The organism is Actinomadura decatromicini (assembly GCF_008121305.1).
GTDB classification, from domain to species: Bacteria; Actinomycetota; Actinomycetes; order Streptosporangiales; family Streptosporangiaceae; genus Spirillospora; species Spirillospora syzygii.
Genome location: NZ_VSRQ01000001.1, coordinates 379,139 through 393,477, shown reverse-complemented (window position 1 = coordinate 393,477; position 14,339 = coordinate 379,139). Strand labels below are relative to the sequence as shown.

Here is a 14,339-nt window from a genome sequence, read left to right as displayed (position 1 = left end):
CCCGCAGAACCCCGGTCACGGACCGGCAAGAGCCGGTCCGTGACCGGACCCACCTCTGATTCTAGAAAGACTTCCGCCAGAACGGAACGGAGCCGACCAGGGTGGTCCGGAAACCGACCGTCGTCGCGCCTCCCGGCGGCTCGGCCGTCCTCCGCGCGGGGGGACGGCGGCTGATGCGCGCCGCCGTCCGCCGCTTCCGGGTGCGGATGGGCGTGCTCGCGGCGCTCACCGCCGTCCGCGTCGCGGCGACGCTGACCACGCCGGTGATGCTCGCGCGGGCGATCGACGCCGCGCAGGCGCAGGAGGGCCTCGGCGCGGCGACGGCGGCGCTGGCGGTGACGCTCGGCGTCGCGATCCTGGCCGACGCGGGGGAGGACGTCCTCGGCGCCTACTGCGGCAGCCACCTCACCGCCTGGCTCCGGCACCGGATGCTCGGCCGCGTCCTCGCCCTCGGGCCGCAGGGCCAGCGGCGGTTTCCCACGGGGGACGTCCTGTCCCGGCTGACCGAGAGCGCGTCGGGGCCCGCGGCGTTCCCCGTCCTGCTGCTGGCGGCGGCGGCCGCGACCGCGTCCACGGCGGGCGCGGTGATCGCGCTCGCGCTGATCGACTGGTGGCTCGCCGTCGCGTTCGCGGCGAGCGTGCCGCCGCTGGTCCTGGCGCTGCGGGTGTTCGTCGTCCAGGCCACCGAGCCGTTCGCGCGCTACCAGATCTGCCAGGCCGCCATCGCCACCCGGCTGCTGGACGCCCGGCAGGGCATCCGGACGATCCAGGCCAGCGGCACCGCCGCCGCCGAGGCCCGGCGGATCCTCGCGCCGCTCCCCGAACTGCGCGATGCCGGGCGGGAGACCTGGGAAGTGCAGGGCCGGGTGAGCCGGCGGCTGGCGCTGCTCGCCCCGCTCACCCAGGTCGTGGTCGTCGGCGTCGCCGGGGTGCGGCTCGCGACGGGTGACGTCAGCACCGGCCAGCTCGTGGCGAGCGCGTCCTACGCGGCGATGGCGGTCGCGTCGGCGTCGCTGTTCGACACCTTCGTCCAACTGCTCAACTGCCAGGTCGGCGCGGGACGGATCGAGGAGGTCCTGGCGGCCGTCCCAGCGGTGCGGCCGCCCGCGCGGCCCCGTCCCGTCCCGGACGGGCCCGGACGGCTCCGCCTCCGGCGGGTCACCGTCCGGGCCGGCGGCCGCGCCGTCCTCGACGGGCTCGACCTGGACGTGCCGCCCGGCGCCGCCGTCGCCGTCGTCGGCGCGTCCGGCGCCGGGAAGAGCCTGCTCGTGTCGACGATCGGACGGCTCCTCGACCCCGACGACGGGCACGTGGAGCTCGACGGCGTGCCCGTGACCGCGCTTCCGCTCCCGCGGTTGCGGCACGCCGTCGCCTACGCCTTCGAACGTCCCGCGCCGCTCGGCGCCACCGTGCACGACACGATCGCCTACGCCCGTCCGGACGCGACGCGCGCCGAGGTCCGCCGCGCCGCGCGGGCCGCCGCCGCCGACGACTTCGTCCGGGCGCTGCCCGAGGGGTACGACACGCCCCTCGCCCGCGCCCCGTTCTCCGGCGGCGAGCTGCAGCGGCTCGGGCTGGCGCGGGCCGCCCTCGCGGACGCGCGGATCGTCGTCCTCGACGACGCCACGAGCAGCCTCGACACGGCCACCGAGCTGAAGGTGACCGAGGCGCTGCGGCGGGTCCTCGCCGGGCGCACCAGCCTGGTCGTGGCGCGCCGTCCGGCCACGGCCGCCCGCGCCGACCTCGTCGCCTGGCTCGACGCGGGCCGGATCCGGGCGCTCGCCCCGCACGCCGAGCTCTGGCCCGACCCGCGCTACCGCGCCGTGTTCGACGCGCGGCCCCCGGCGGACGCCGCCGCGCCGGAACCGGCCGCGGGCGCATGACGGCCCCGCCCGCCGCCCGCCTGCTGCACCGGCACGTCCGCGGGCGGTGGCCCGCCGTGCGGCGGCTCGCCGCGTGGTCGGCGGTCGAGGCCGTCCCGGTGTTCGCGTCCGGGCTCCTGCTCTCCCGCGCCGTCGACCACGGGTTCCTCGCCGGGCGCCCGCTGACCGGCCTCGGCTGGCTGGCCGCCCTCGCCGCGCTGTACGTCGTCGGCGCGGCGGCGACGGGCCGGGTCTACCCGTGGCTCGCCGCGACCGTCGAGCCGCTCCGCGACTCCCTGGTCGGCGAGGTCGTGTCCGCCGCGCTGCGCCGGATGACCGGCGGCGCGCCGGACGCGGCGGGCGCCGGGGTCTCGCAGGTCACCGAGCAGGCGGAGGCCGTCAGGGCGCTGCTCGGGGCGGCGCTGCGCAACGTCCGCCAACTGCTGTCGGCGGGCGTCGCCGCGCTCGTCGGGCTGACCCTCCTCGCCCCGCGGCTCGCGCTGGTCGTCGGGCTGTCGGTGGCGCTCGGCGTGGGGGTGTTCGGCGCGTTCGTCGGGCTCCAGGTGCGCCGCTACCGGGCCGTCGTGCTGCGCGCGGAGGAGATCGGGGAGAGCGCGGCGGTGGTCGTGCACGGCGTCCGGGACGTCGTCGCCTGCGCCGCCGAGGACCGCGCGGCGGACACCGTCGGACAGGTCGTCGACGCCCAGGCGCGGGCCCTGCGCGCCTACGCCAGGACGCGGCTCGTCCGGCTGCCCGTGCTCGCGCTCGGAGTGCACCTTCCGTTGTTGGCGCTGCTTCTGCTGTCGCCGTACCTGACCGCGCACCAGGGCTTCACGGCGGGCGACATCGCGGGCGCGGTCGCCTACCTGGTCACGGGGCTGCAACCGGCCGTGACCGTCCTCGTGGACGCGGGCGGCACGCTGCTGCTCAGCCTCGCCGTGGTGCTCGGACGGCTCGCCGAGATCTGCGCCGTCCCGGCGGCACCGGCGCCTTCCGCGCTTCCGGCGGCGGTCGAGTCCTTCGACGTCGAGGCAGAGCGGGTGACGTTCGCCTACTCGCCGCGCGCGGCGCCGGTGATCGAGGACCTCTCCCTCTATGTCCCGGAGGGGACGCACCTGGCCGTGGTCGGTCCGAGCGGCACCGGCAAGTCGACCCTTGCCAATCTGCTCACCGGGCTTCTCACGCCGCAGCGAGGGCGCGTCACCCTCGGCGGCGTCCCCCTCGACCCGGCCCACGCGCGGACGGTCATCACCCTCATCCCGCAGGAGAGCTACATCTTTGCCGCGCCGCTGCGCGACAACCTGGCCTACCTGTGCCCGCAGGCGAGCAAGGCGCGGCTCGACGACGCCGTCCACGCCGTGGGGTTGGGGGAGACGGTCGAACGGCTCGGCGGGTACGACGCCGAGATCCCGCCGGGGGGCGGAGGGCTCTCGCAGGGCGAGCGCCAGCTCATCACGCTGGCGCGGGCCTACCTGTCACCCGCGCCGATCCTCGTCCTGGACGAGGCGACCAGCCACCTGCACCCGGCCGCCGAGGCCCGCGCCGAGCGGGCCCTCGCCGACCGGGGCGGCACGCTGATCGTCATCGCCCACCGCCTCAGCTCCGCCGAGCGCGCCCATATGATCCTGCTCCTCGACGGGCCGTCCGCCGTCCTCGGCACGCACGAGACGCTGCTGCGCCGCAGCCCCCTGTACGCGGAGCTGGTCGGCCACTGGCACACCTGATCGGGGGCGGCGGATCGGGGGGCTGATCGGGGGTGGCGTCAGCCGCCGAGGGCCTTCTCCAGCTCCGCCTTCGACATCTTCGAGCGGCCCTCGATGTTCTTCCGCTTGGCCTCGGCGTACAGCTGCTCCTTCGTCCGGCCGCGCGAGCCGGACCCGCCGGAACGGAGCCCGCCGCGGCGCTGCGGGGAGATGTCCTTGGTCGACGTCCCGCTCTTCTGCTTCGCCTCCCCGGACCGCGCGCGGTTCTTGTTGACGGTGCGCGCCGCGATCTCCTCCGCCCGGCGCTTCCCGGCCCCGCGCTCCTCCTGGGACCGCTTGATGTCCTCGTACTGACGTTCGCGCTTCTTGCTCCACGCCCGCTGCGGCATCTCAACCTCCTTGAGTCGCCTGTCCAGACCCCTTCCCCGTCTACGGATGTGAAACAGAAGGTCATGGCGTCCCCCGCTGCCGGCCATGGGCCCGCCCGAGCGGGGCCGGCGCCGGCTCCCGGGCACTTCCATTGTTGCTGGAACGGTCAACTGGCCTGCGGTTTCACGGAGTCCGCGACCGCGATGTTTCAACTTTTCAATTGGGGCGTCAAGTTCGCCGATCCAGTTATTCACGGTCCATTCAATCGCTGATCGCGGCGGGGGTGCGCCGTCTCCCTCGTCGCGGTTCGCCGGCGTGTGCGCAATTCTCAAGATCAATGATCTTGCTGCGCCGGACGGACCCATTAACGGAAGGCCCCCGGTGTCATCGATCGCTCCAGAAGCTCTGACACCAAGGCTCTGACGCCTTGCATCATCGCAGGTAGGAGCGCCTGAACGGGCAGGACGTCCAGCGGGCTCGCTATCCGGCAGATGTCTCCGTTCGACCTGCGACGGCGGCCCTGCCGCCAATGCGGACCAGGGCGCATCGCCCTCGGCGGGGCGTCCGTGCAGTCCTATCTGGCCGGTATTCGAAAATGCCGCAGTTCTCGCCCCATAGCGCGAAGCTATGCCGAAGTGGAAGGCCCCTTTCGGATTCGCAGATGTCACTCTCGTGTTCGCAAGGCGCAACCCAACCGTCCGCCCGCTCCGGTGCCCGCTCCCGATCACCCCGCATTTTCACCGTCCGCCGTAAGGAACCGGCCAACTCCCCGCCGGCCCGCGCGTGACATGGGCGCCCGGCCCGCCGGCGGCGGTCGTCGTGCCCTGCGGCCGCCCCAACCCCCCGCGGGGCGGCCTCCCCCATGTCGATGGAGGCATGCAGCAGTGAAACGCACACATCTCCTGGCGGTCCCCGCCGCCGCCGCCCTCGCCGCGGCCGGGCTGTCGCCGCTGGTCGCGCAGGCGACCTCCGCGTCGGCCGCCCCCGACCCGACGCTCGCCGCCCGCGCGACCGCCGAGCGGATCGTCGCGGCCCGCGCCCCCGAGCTGCACCCGAGCGCGAACGACGCCTTCGTCCGCACGCAGGTGATCGGGACGCCCTGGAACCTGAACTACGTCGCGTACGAGCGCACCTACCGCGGGCTGCCCGTGGTCGGTGGCGACTTCGTGGTCGTCACCAACAACCAGGGCGAGGTCCGCGACCTGTCGGTCGCGCAGAAGCAGGCCATCGACGTCGGCGTCACGTCGAAGATCGGCCAGGCCGCGGCGGCGAAGACGTCCCGCGCCGCGCTGACCAAGCCCGACGGCACCGCCGTCAAGCCACGCCTCGTCGTCTACGCGCTGGGCACCCCGCGCCTCGCGTGGGAGGCGACCGTCTCCGGCCGCGACGGCAAGGAGAACAGCCGCAAGAAGGTGTACGTCGACGCGCGCACCGGCAAGCGGTTCGCCGAGCAGGAGCTCGTCTACGCGGGCACCGGCACCGGCATCTGGGAAGGCTCGAACCTGACGATCGGGACGACCCAGTCCGGCGGCCAGTACACCTTGAGCGACCCGGCCCGTTCCGGGCTGACCTGCGGCGACTACAGCGGCAAGCAGATCTTCTCCGGCCCGGACGACCTGTGGGGGAGTGCCTCCAAGACCAACAAGGAGTCCGGCTGCGTCGACGTCATGTACGCCGGCGCCGGCTTCTGGGACCTGCTGAAGTCCTACGGGCGCAACGGCCTGAACGGCAGCGGCCGCTGGTCCCCGGCGTACGTCGGGCTCAACCAGGTCAACGCCTACTGGACGGGCAGCGAGGCCGACTTCGGCCACAACAACCAGAACCAGTGGATCACGTCGACCGACGTCGTCGACCACGAGTTCGGCCACGGCCTGGACAACTTCACCCCGGGCAGCATGTCCGGCGGCGGAACCCAGGAGTTCGTGGGCGACGTGTGGGGCGCGTCCGTCGAGGCCTTCCTGAACAACCCGGCCGACACTCCCGACTACACCGTCGGCGAGCTGGTCAACCTCACCGGCAGCGGCCCGATCCGCAACATGTACAACCCGTCGCTGGTCAACAACGACCCGAACTGCTACTCCAGCTCCGTCCCGAACATGGAGGTGCACAAGGCGGCCGGGCCCGGCAACCACTGGTTCTACCTGCTCGCCGAGGGCTCCAACCCCGGTGGCGGCAAGCCGACCAGCCCGACCTGTAACAACAGCCAGGTCACCGGCGTCGGCGTCTCGACCGCCTCGAAGATCTTCTACAACGCGATGGCGATGAAGACCTCCGGTACCAGCTACCCCCGGTACCGCGTCCTGACGCTGTCCGCCGCGAAGAACCTCGACTCGACCTGCGGTCTGTTCAACAAGACCAAGGCCGCGTGGGACGCGGTCAGCCTCGGCGCGCAGTCCGGCGAGCCGACCTGCACGGCCCACTGAGGATGACGCCGCGGTGCCGGAGCCGGTCGGGCTGAGCGCGACTCCCGGCCGCACGCACCGAGACATGTTCGGCCCGGCCCCTCCGCCGATGGGGATGGACGGCCGGGGCCGGGCCGGACATTTCGACTTCGCCGAGATCGACATTCGGATTACCGGACCGTCCGGGCGCACACCGCCCTGGCGGTCCTTTGAACGTTTACGCTCGTGCGGCGCCGCGGCGGCCTGACGAAGGCCGTACCGGACGGCCCCGCGACGGACGATGACCACGGGCTTGCGCGCCCTGTGGGAACCGGTCACGCGACTGGTCACACACCCTCTTCGCGCGCGGACGATGCCGCGCGGCGACTTCCGCGCCACGGCCGCCCGGCCATTCGTCGTGAGGCGGAACTCCGGTTTATTGACCGGTGAAACGCAGCTCACATGAACGAATATGTCGCTAAATAGGGGCCGATTCCATGAACGGTATCGAAGCCGAGGTGGAGATCATGAATCGGCCCGGTGAGACCCGGTGGGCGCGCGGGACAGCGCGACGTACCGGCCGGACGGTCGTGACGGTCCCGCGCGCGCTCCCGGAGGGGCGGCCGAACCGGGGATCCGGCCCGCGCGGAGGTGCTGCCTGGGGACGGTCCGCGCCGCGGCCCGGCAAGTTCCTGGCGGGCAAGATTTTGTTTTCGTTGCGTAGAAAAGGTGTGGCCCCATATGTTGGATTCGCCATCACGCGATGCCGGTCATTAGACGGTTGCGGCTTTATGCGCGGGTGCCCGCCCTCCGACCGAGGATGGCGCGTCGCACGTGGTGGGGAGGCCAAATGACCTGGGGAGATCATGCAGCCCGAACCGGCATCCGCGTCGAGTTCCGCGCCCGAGAGTCCCGCCGATGGCGTGCGGCGCCTCGTGGTCGAGGCGGTGAGCCATTCCATGCGGTCGGTCCAGGGCGCCGAACACGGTGAGTTGCACCTTTACCTCTCGCTGCTGCAGGACCGGCTGCCCGTCTACGTCGGCACCGTCGCCGATCTCCTCGCGCACGCCGGAGGCGCCGGCGTCCGCAAGAACCTGATGATGGTCGCGGAGGCGACCATCAACTTCTACTGCGAGGTCCTCGCCGCCAAGGTCGCGGTATTGGCCAGCCCGGCGCAGCTCGTCCGGCTGCGGCAGGTGATGCGGCCGCGCCGGCTCGGCCCGCACCAGGCGGAGCACGCGGTCGCCGACTACCTGCGGCAGGAGCAGGAGCTCGGCCGGGTCGCGGCGGACGCCGACCCGGTCGGCGCCGCCCGCCTGCTGATCGGCGCCTGCCTCAACTACGCCTTCACGCTCCTGCTCCTCGGCGACGACGCGCTGCCGCCCCGCCACGAGTACGCCGCCGTCCTCGTCCAGGGAATGCGCGTAACCCCCTGACCGCAGGAACGGCTACCCGCTCACGGTCGCAAGGCCGATTCGAGCTGCCGCTTGTGCCGCTCGACCCACCGGTACGCGGCTCGCACTTCGGTGACGACACCGGCCCGTCGGAGCCGGACCATCGCCGGGTCCCCGGCTAAGGCGGCGGCCTCGATGCCGCGCCAGCAGCGTTCCTGCCACCAGAGGATCGTGTCCACCAGCTCGCTCCGGTCCGCCAACCCGTAGGCGTCGGAGATCAGCCGGACGCGCCGCGCCGCCTCCCCCGCGTCGGTGACGTCAGGGCCGAGGTTCACGTACTGCCAGCAAGCGTGCGCGACGTCATGAATGCGCCGCCCCGGAGCGGCAAGGTCCCAGTCGATGAAGGCGACCGGCCGCAGCCCCGCGCCCAGGTCTCGATACACCGTGTTCTTCGGCGACAGATCGTTGTGGCAGACCACTTCCTCGCGTCCGGCCAGCGACGTCGCGGCCGTCAGGTCGTGGAACCGGCGGATGAGCTCGGCAACCCGCGCCAGACTCTCGTCGCCCTCGACCCCGGCGGGCTGAACCGCCTCCCACGCCACGTGCCCGTCGAGGAAACCGAGCACCTCGCGCCCCTGCTCGTCGGTCCCCAGGAACCGGGGCGCGCCCTCCCAACCGGCCCGCTCGAACAGTTCGAGGAGTTCGTGGACGAATCCCGACCGTGCGGCGGGACGCCGGCGAACCGTGTCACCCACACGGACGCTGGCGTTGACGAACCCACCGGGCAACGGCGACTCGGACACCCCACCATCCTGCCCGGCCGAACGAGATGCCGGGCACCCGTCGCCCTCGTGCGGGCGGCGGAGTGGCCGTGGTGGCGCGGTGCCGGATAGGCTCCCCGCGCGGCATGATCACGGCCGGGCCGGAGGTCCGGGACGCCGCCGAACGCCGAGTGCACCTTCTGAACGGCGCGATCGTCCAATGGCCCTGATCGAGCGGTGATCGGCCGGGGCGAGCGGCGAACGGTCGGTTCGGTGCGTCCGACGGTGCCCGACCGTCCGGAATGCACCAACAAACCCGGGCAATCTTCGCGAACACCCCGTTCGTCGCAGGGGGTGATCCGTTCGGCGGAGGCGCCCGTGCTGCTCGCCGCGGCAGGCCCGTGACTCGCCGCAACGCCGCGGCCGCCCTCCTGACCAGCGGACATGATCATGCGATGCTCCGGCCGACGACGTCGAGCGGTCGAGGGGCGAGCACGAGGCCCCCCGGAAGGCCGGCGACCGGCCCACCGGCCTCGACCGGGAAGGGAATGCGGCGATGCGAGCGAAGCGGCGAATGACCTGGGCGGGCGGACGAAGGCGGAGCTGGCGTCTGTCTCTCGGAGCCGCGGTCTTCGTGCTGGGCGGAATGGCGGTCGCCCCGGGCGCCGGCGCGGCCGGGAAAGGGGCGGCGGCGGACCAGTGCGAGTACACGGTCCAGAAGGACGTGCCGGCCACCATGCGCGACGGGACCGTCCTGCGCTCCAACGTGTTCACCCCGAAGGGCGAGGGGAATTTCCCCGTCATCCTGATGCGGCTGCCCTATAACAAGGAGGGCGCCGAGAACATCTTCTACGCCAACCCCGACCGCTATGCCTCCGCCTGCTACCTCGTCGTGGTCCAGGACGTCCGCGGCCAGTACAAGTCGGACGGCGAGTTCTACGCCTACAAGTACGAGGCCGAGGACGGCTACGACACCATCGAATGGTCCGCGAAACTGCCGCACTCCAACGGCAAGGTCGGCATGTACGGGTTCTCGTATCCGGGGCTCACGCAATGGCTTCCGGCGACCCTCACGCCGCCGCATCTGGTCACGATCGTCCCGGCGTTCACGTCGTCCGACATCTACGACGGCTGGACCTATGAGGGCGGCGCGCTGTACCAGTCGTTCACCGAGGACTGGCCGCTGAGCTTCCTCTCCAGGGGCGCCATCCAGCGCCTCCCCGACTATCCGAAGCTGTCGGCGGAGATGAGCCAGGCGTCGCGGGCGCTGTTCGCCAAGTGGTACTGGCATCTGCCGCTGAACGAATTCCCGCCGCTCTACCCGAAGGACAAGCGCGTCGCGCGGTACTTCTACGACTGGGTCGACCACCCGAGCTTCGACTCCTACTGGAAGCGGTGGAGCATCCGCGAGAAGTACCCGAAGGTGACCGTCCCGGCCCTGAACTACGGCGGCTGGTCCGACATCTTCCTGAACGGGACGGTCGAGAACTTCGCCGGAATGCAGGCCCGCGGCGGTTCGGCCACCGCCAGGAACGGCACGAAACTGCTCGTCGGGCCGTGGACGCACGGAAGCTCCGGAAGCAGGGTCGGCGCGCTCGACTACGGCCCGGAAGCGGTCGTGTCGATCGACGAGGTCCAGTTCCGCTGGTTCGACCATTGGCTCAAGGGCGTCGACAACGGCGTGGACAAGGACCCCGCCGTGAAGATATTCGTGATGGGCGCGAACAAGTGGCGCACCGCCGACTCCTGGCCTATCCCCGGCACCGCGTTCACCGAGTACTACCTGCACAGCAACGGCGACGCGAACACCATCACCGGCGGCGGCACGCTCAGCACCACCGCGCCGGCCGCCGAGACGGCCGACCGGTACCGCTACGACCCGGAGAACCCGGTGCCGAGCTTCGGCGGCCGTTTCCAGAGCTCGGTGCCCGGCGGCCCGCAGGACCAGCGGCTCATCGAGCAGCGGCCGGACGTCCTCGTCTACAACACGCCCCGGCTGGCGAAGGACACCGAGGTCACCGGCCCGATCTCGGTGACGCTGTACGCCTCGTCCTCGGCGCGCGACACCGACTGGACGGCGAAGATCACCGACGTCGGGCCGGACGGCACCTCGATGCTCGTCCGGGACGGGATCCAGCGGGCCCGGTACCGGGACTCGCTCGAACGCCCGTCGCTGATCCGTCCGGGAAAGGTCTACAAGTACACGATCAAGCTGTGGCCGACCAGCAACGTCTTCAAGGCGGGCCACCGCCTCCGGCTGGAGATCTCCAGCAGCAACTTCCCGATGTACGACCGCAACCCGAACACGGGGGCGCAGTTCGGCGACGACGACCGGACGAAGCCCGCCGCCCAGACGATCTACCACGACGCCGAGCACCCGTCCTCGATCACCCTGCCGATCATCCCGACCCCCATCGACTGACGGGCCGGGGCGTTCGCGACTGAGAGGTGCCCGGGCGGAAACGCCCGGGCACCTTCTTTCCACCGCCGCTTTCAGCCGAGATGCGTGGCCATCCGCTGCCCGGACCGGACGGCGGACGCCCGCGGCACCGTGGTCGTGCTCCGCGCGCTCCGCAGGATGCCGACGCTCACGGCCAGCGTCCAGACGCTCCAAAGCGCGCCCATGCTGGCCGTGGTGCCCCAGCCCTGCGCGCTGTAGAAGTCGGCCGCGTCGTCGCCGAAGTACACCGCCGGGACGAACGCCAGGTTGATCGCGGCGACGACGAACGCCGACCGTCCCACCCACGCGGGCAGCAGCTTGAGCCGCAGGACCGCGATCCCGAAGGCGACCAGGAACAGGGCCATGAGCAGCCGCGAGATCCCGCCCTGCATCAGGTACTGCGCCGCCGCGAACGGGCCCTCCGTCGTGGTGTCGATGTCGTGCTGGACTGAGATGGCCGCCCCGACCTCCATGGATTGCGGCACGAACACCATGGCGACCCAGAGCAGCCCCGCCATCTGCACGACCGACCCCAGCCAGTCGTGCGCCGGACTGACCCGCACGATGAGCTGGCGGAGCCCGATGAAGTAGACGACGTAGAAGGTGCAGCCGGTGATGCCGATCAGGCTGCGGGTGAGGATGTTCCAGTCCGGCGGCGCCCCGGAGTACAGGAAGTACAGGGGCACCTGGACGATGATGAACAGGCTTGCGACCACGCCGAACAGGCCGGCGTACCTGCGGGTTGATGTCTCGCTCACGGCGAGCCTCCTTCACTGGCCCTTCCGGGACCCGGTCGTCCGGACCGGGTGCCGACCGGCGCACGGCCCAAGAACTGGACGAGACGTCTCGTCTTGTTTCGCCTCGACGATAGGAAGGCGCCATCCTTGTGTCAAGACGCTCCGTCTCGTCTCGTATAGGATTCCGGGCATGAGCACGCCGAACGAGCAGCGGCGCAGCGAGCGGTCGCGCCAGGCGATCCTGGCCGCGGCGCTCGACCTCTGCCGCGAACGCGGCCTCGCGAAGACGACTGTCGAGGAGATCGCCAAGCGGGCCGGGGTCGGCAAGCAGACGATCTACCGCTGGTGGGGGTCCAAGGCGGCCGTCGTCCAGGAGGCGCTCAACGAGCGCGTGAACACCACGACCGACTTCCCCGACACCGGCGACCTGCGCGCCGACCTGCGCACCCAGATGGTCGTCGTCGCGAAGGCGTTCGCCAGCGCGGACTTCGCGCCGTACGTCAGCCTCATCGCGGCCGCGCAGGAGGACCCCGAGATCGCCGCGTCCCTCCGGAAGGTCATGATCGAGCCGCGCGCCCAGGCGTGCGCGGAACGGCTGCGGCGCGGCCGGGAGCAGGGGGAGTTGCGCGCGGACGTCGACGTGGACGCCGTCGTCGAGATGCTGTACGCGCCCCTGTACTACCGCCTGCTGCTGCGCACCCGTCCGGTCACGTCCGAGCAGGTGGCGGACATCATCGACACGGCCTTCGAGGGGCTGGCGCCGTCCGGTCGCGACGGGACGGTCGGCCGCTAGGCGGCGGTGTCACGGCCTGTGGCTAGAGTGCCCGGGCCACGCCGAAGTCAGGGTCGCAACCCGGAATCATCCGGTCTTCGGCCATCTTCTTGGTGCGATGTCTTGCGCTTCGCTAGAGGTAATAATACCTTTAGGCACATGGCAGCGGATCGGTACAAGCCAGGGGAACCCTTCTTCACCGACGAGCAGCTCGCCATCTTGAAGAAGGAGGGCCAGATCCTCCAGCGCCCTCCGAAGCACCTGTTCTTCAAGGAGGGCGAGTGGACGAACTTCGTGCTCGTCCCTCTCAAGGGGCACCTCAAGGTGACGAAGGGCGCGCCCGAGCGCCTCATCGGGATCCGCAAGGGCCTCCAGCCCGTCGGCGAGTCCTCGGCCCGGTACGGCTCGCCGCGCTCGGCCAACGTCTGGTCGATCGGCGACGTCGAGGTCCTGCACCTGTCCGCCACGCAGTGGAACGACTTCGTCGACGAGAACCCGCGGGTCCTCGACGCCCTCATCTACATGCTGACCAGCCGCCTGGGGGAGGCCGACACCCGGCTGACCCACACCGAGCTCGCCGCCGAGCCGCGCCTCGCCCTGGCGCTGCAGGAGCTCATCGAGAGCGGCCTCGGCGACGAGCACGCCACCGGGGTGCTGCTGGAGCTCGACCACGAGGAGCTGGCGCAGGTCTCCGGCCTGTCCGTGGAGTCGGTGAAGAAGATCATGAAGATCTTCCGGGACGGCAACCTCGTCCGCACCGGGCGGCGCCGGGTGATCATCCAGGACGTCCCGTTCCTCCGCAGGATCGCCACGGGCGACCGGACCGCCTCCGCTCGAAGGGACACGGCGGAATGACCCACGACAACGGCTCTCCCGCCGGGCTGCTGGAGCACCCCCTGCTCAGACGGCTCGCCGCCATGGACCTCGACCCCGACGACTTCGTCATCTTCGGTAGCGGTCCGCTCCTCGCGCACGGCCTGCGCAGCGGCGTCAGCGACCTCGACATCGTGGCCCGCAACCAGGTCTGGGACTACGTCCACGCGCGCGGTGTGCACGGCCGCGGCCGGTACAGCGGCGACCTGATCGTCTCGCTGTGGGGCCCGCGGCTCCAGTTCTCCCGGCAGTGGATCCCCGGCTCCCGCCACGCCGACGAGCTGATCGCCGACGCCGACGTGTTCGCGGGCCTCCGGTTCGCCCCGCTGCGGGACGTCCTGGCCTACAAGCTGCGCCTGCGACGCCCGAAGGACCTTTTCGACATCTCCACCCTGAGCGGACGGCTGCGGGAGGAGGCCGGCTATGGCTCGCGTGCCAGCAGCCAGTGACAGGCTCGTCGGCGTCCTGCCCGACTTCCTCCCCATGTTCTCCCCGGCCGAACGCGCCGACCTGCTGCGACGCGGGCTGCGCCGGATCTGGCCCGCCCGGACGACGCTGTTCAGGCAGGACGAGGACGACACCACCGTCATGATCGTGCTTTCGGGCGAGGTGGAGGTCGGATCCGGTGCCGGCGACCGGCCGCCCCAGATCTCAGGCCCCGGCTCCCTGCTGGGAGCCGTCTCGGCGCTCGGCCGCCGACCGCGCTCGGCGACCGCCGTCGCGACGACGCCCGTCCAAGCGGCGGTCCTACCCGTGGAGGAGTTCGAGGGCTTCCTGCTGAGCCATCGCAGCGACACCGCGTTCCAGTTCCTGCGGATCCTCTGCGAGCGGTTCGCTCGCGTGGATGTGCAGCCGCCCTAGCCCATGAACGCCGAGGGCGGCCCCTTGGGGTCAGCAAGAGGCCGCCGTAACGGCTACTCCCGTCCATCCCGTGCGACAGAATGTCTAGGAGTCCACCCATGAGCGTACAACGAACACCCAGCGAAGACACCCGTCCAGTCGGTGACTGGCGATGAGCCTGCAGGTGACCGGGAGCAACCCGCCTCC

The 14,339-nt window shown here is 71.4% G+C and carries 12 protein-coding genes; 9 read left to right on the top strand and 3 right to left on the bottom strand.

Annotated features, from left to right (window positions below; all coding sequences use genetic code 11):
- The first annotated feature begins 101 nt into the window (after positions 1–101).
- On the top strand, positions 102–1,883 hold the full coding sequence (locus tag FXF68_RS01530) for an ATP-binding cassette domain-containing protein (protein ID WP_148757011.1): 1,782 nt from the start codon (positions 102–104) through the stop codon (positions 1,881–1,883).
- Complete coding sequence (locus FXF68_RS01525; RefSeq protein WP_148757010.1) at positions 1,880–3,586, top strand: ATP-binding cassette domain-containing protein; 1,707 nt, start codon at positions 1,880–1,882, stop codon at positions 3,584–3,586. The genes FXF68_RS01530 and FXF68_RS01525 overlap by 4 nt, the downstream gene beginning before the upstream one ends.
- A 38-nt stretch (positions 3,587–3,624) precedes the next feature.
- Here the strand turns inward: FXF68_RS01525 and FXF68_RS01520 are convergent, their stop codons facing one another.
- Positions 3,625–3,954, bottom strand: a complete 330-nt coding sequence (locus tag FXF68_RS01520; protein ID WP_148757009.1) for a plasmid stabilization protein — start codon at positions 3,952–3,954, stop codon at positions 3,625–3,627.
- Between the two features lie 864 nt (positions 3,955–4,818).
- Between FXF68_RS01520 and FXF68_RS01515 the strand changes: the two genes are divergently transcribed.
- Entirely contained in the window at positions 4,819–6,357 is a 1,539-nt protein-coding gene (locus FXF68_RS01515; protein WP_187437657.1) for a M4 family metallopeptidase, read from the top strand.
- A gap of 824 nt (positions 6,358–7,181) precedes the next feature.
- Positions 7,182–7,751 (top strand): TetR/AcrR family transcriptional regulator C-terminal domain-containing protein, encoded by a 570-nt coding sequence (locus tag FXF68_RS01510; protein WP_148757007.1) that lies wholly within the window; start codon positions 7,182–7,184, stop codon positions 7,749–7,751.
- Positions 7,752–7,771: 20 nt separating this feature from the next.
- Here FXF68_RS01510 and FXF68_RS01505 read toward each other — a convergent pair whose 3' ends face one another.
- Positions 7,772–8,512: a phosphotransferase gene (locus FXF68_RS01505; protein WP_148757006.1), complete on the bottom strand. Its 741-nt coding sequence runs from the start codon at positions 8,510–8,512 to the stop codon at positions 7,772–7,774.
- A 604-nt stretch (positions 8,513–9,116) separates the two neighbouring features.
- Between FXF68_RS01505 and FXF68_RS01500 the strand changes: the two genes are divergently transcribed.
- Entirely contained in the window at positions 9,117–10,892 is a 1,776-nt protein-coding gene (locus FXF68_RS01500; RefSeq protein ID WP_187437656.1) for a CocE/NonD family hydrolase, read from the top strand.
- Positions 10,893–10,963: 71 nt separating this feature from the next.
- Here FXF68_RS01500 and FXF68_RS01495 read toward each other — a convergent pair whose 3' ends face one another.
- The gene (locus FXF68_RS01495) at positions 10,964–11,668 is read right to left on the bottom strand and encodes a hypothetical protein (protein WP_187437655.1); all 705 of its coding nucleotides are present in this window, start codon (positions 11,666–11,668) and stop codon (positions 10,964–10,966) included.
- A gap of 169 nt (positions 11,669–11,837) precedes the next feature.
- On the opposite strand from FXF68_RS01495, the gene FXF68_RS01490 reads away from it, so the two are divergent.
- From FXF68_RS01490 to FXF68_RS01475, 4 genes are all read left to right on the top strand, one after another.
- Positions 11,838–12,440 (top strand): TetR/AcrR family transcriptional regulator, encoded by a 603-nt coding sequence (locus FXF68_RS01490; protein ID WP_148757004.1) that lies wholly within the window; start codon positions 11,838–11,840, stop codon positions 12,438–12,440.
- Positions 12,441–12,578: 138 nt separating this feature from the next.
- Complete coding sequence (locus tag FXF68_RS01485; RefSeq protein WP_148757003.1) at positions 12,579–13,274, top strand: Crp/Fnr family transcriptional regulator; 696 nt, start codon at positions 12,579–12,581, stop codon at positions 13,272–13,274.
- Positions 13,271–13,741 carry a hypothetical protein gene (locus FXF68_RS01480; RefSeq protein WP_148757002.1) on the top strand — a complete coding sequence of 157 codons (471 nt, stop codon included), beginning with the start codon at positions 13,271–13,273 and terminating at the stop codon, positions 13,739–13,741. Before FXF68_RS01485 ends, FXF68_RS01480 begins: the two co-directional genes overlap by 4 nt.
- Complete coding sequence (locus FXF68_RS01475; RefSeq protein WP_148757001.1) at positions 13,716–14,153, top strand: Crp/Fnr family transcriptional regulator; 438 nt, start codon at positions 13,716–13,718, stop codon at positions 14,151–14,153. Before FXF68_RS01480 ends, FXF68_RS01475 begins: the two co-directional genes overlap by 26 nt.
- The last annotated feature ends 186 nt before the right edge of the window (positions 14,154–14,339 follow it).

Bases quoted from the DNA above. Each gene is read 5' to 3' on its own strand.
- FXF68_RS01500 (WP_187437656.1), top strand. From the start codon at position 9,117: ATGGCGGTCGCCCCGGGCGCCGGCGCGGCCGGGAAAGGGGCGGCGGCG.
- FXF68_RS01520 (WP_148757009.1), bottom strand. From the start codon at position 3,954: ATGCCGCAGCGGGCGTGGAGCAAGAAGCGCGAACGTCAGTACGAGGAC.
- FXF68_RS01485 (WP_148757003.1), top strand. From the start codon at position 12,579: ATGGCAGCGGATCGGTACAAGCCAGGGGAACCCTTCTTCACCGACGAG.
- FXF68_RS01475 (WP_148757001.1), top strand. From the start codon at position 13,716: ATGGCTCGCGTGCCAGCAGCCAGTGACAGGCTCGTCGGCGTCCTGCCC.
- FXF68_RS01525 (WP_148757010.1), top strand. From the start codon at position 1,880: ATGACGGCCCCGCCCGCCGCCCGCCTGCTGCACCGGCACGTCCGCGGG.
- FXF68_RS01490 (WP_148757004.1), top strand. From the start codon at position 11,838: ATGAGCACGCCGAACGAGCAGCGGCGCAGCGAGCGGTCGCGCCAGGCG.
- FXF68_RS01510 (WP_148757007.1), top strand. From the start codon at position 7,182: ATGCAGCCCGAACCGGCATCCGCGTCGAGTTCCGCGCCCGAGAGTCCC.
- FXF68_RS01480 (WP_148757002.1), top strand. From the start codon at position 13,271: ATGACCCACGACAACGGCTCTCCCGCCGGGCTGCTGGAGCACCCCCTG.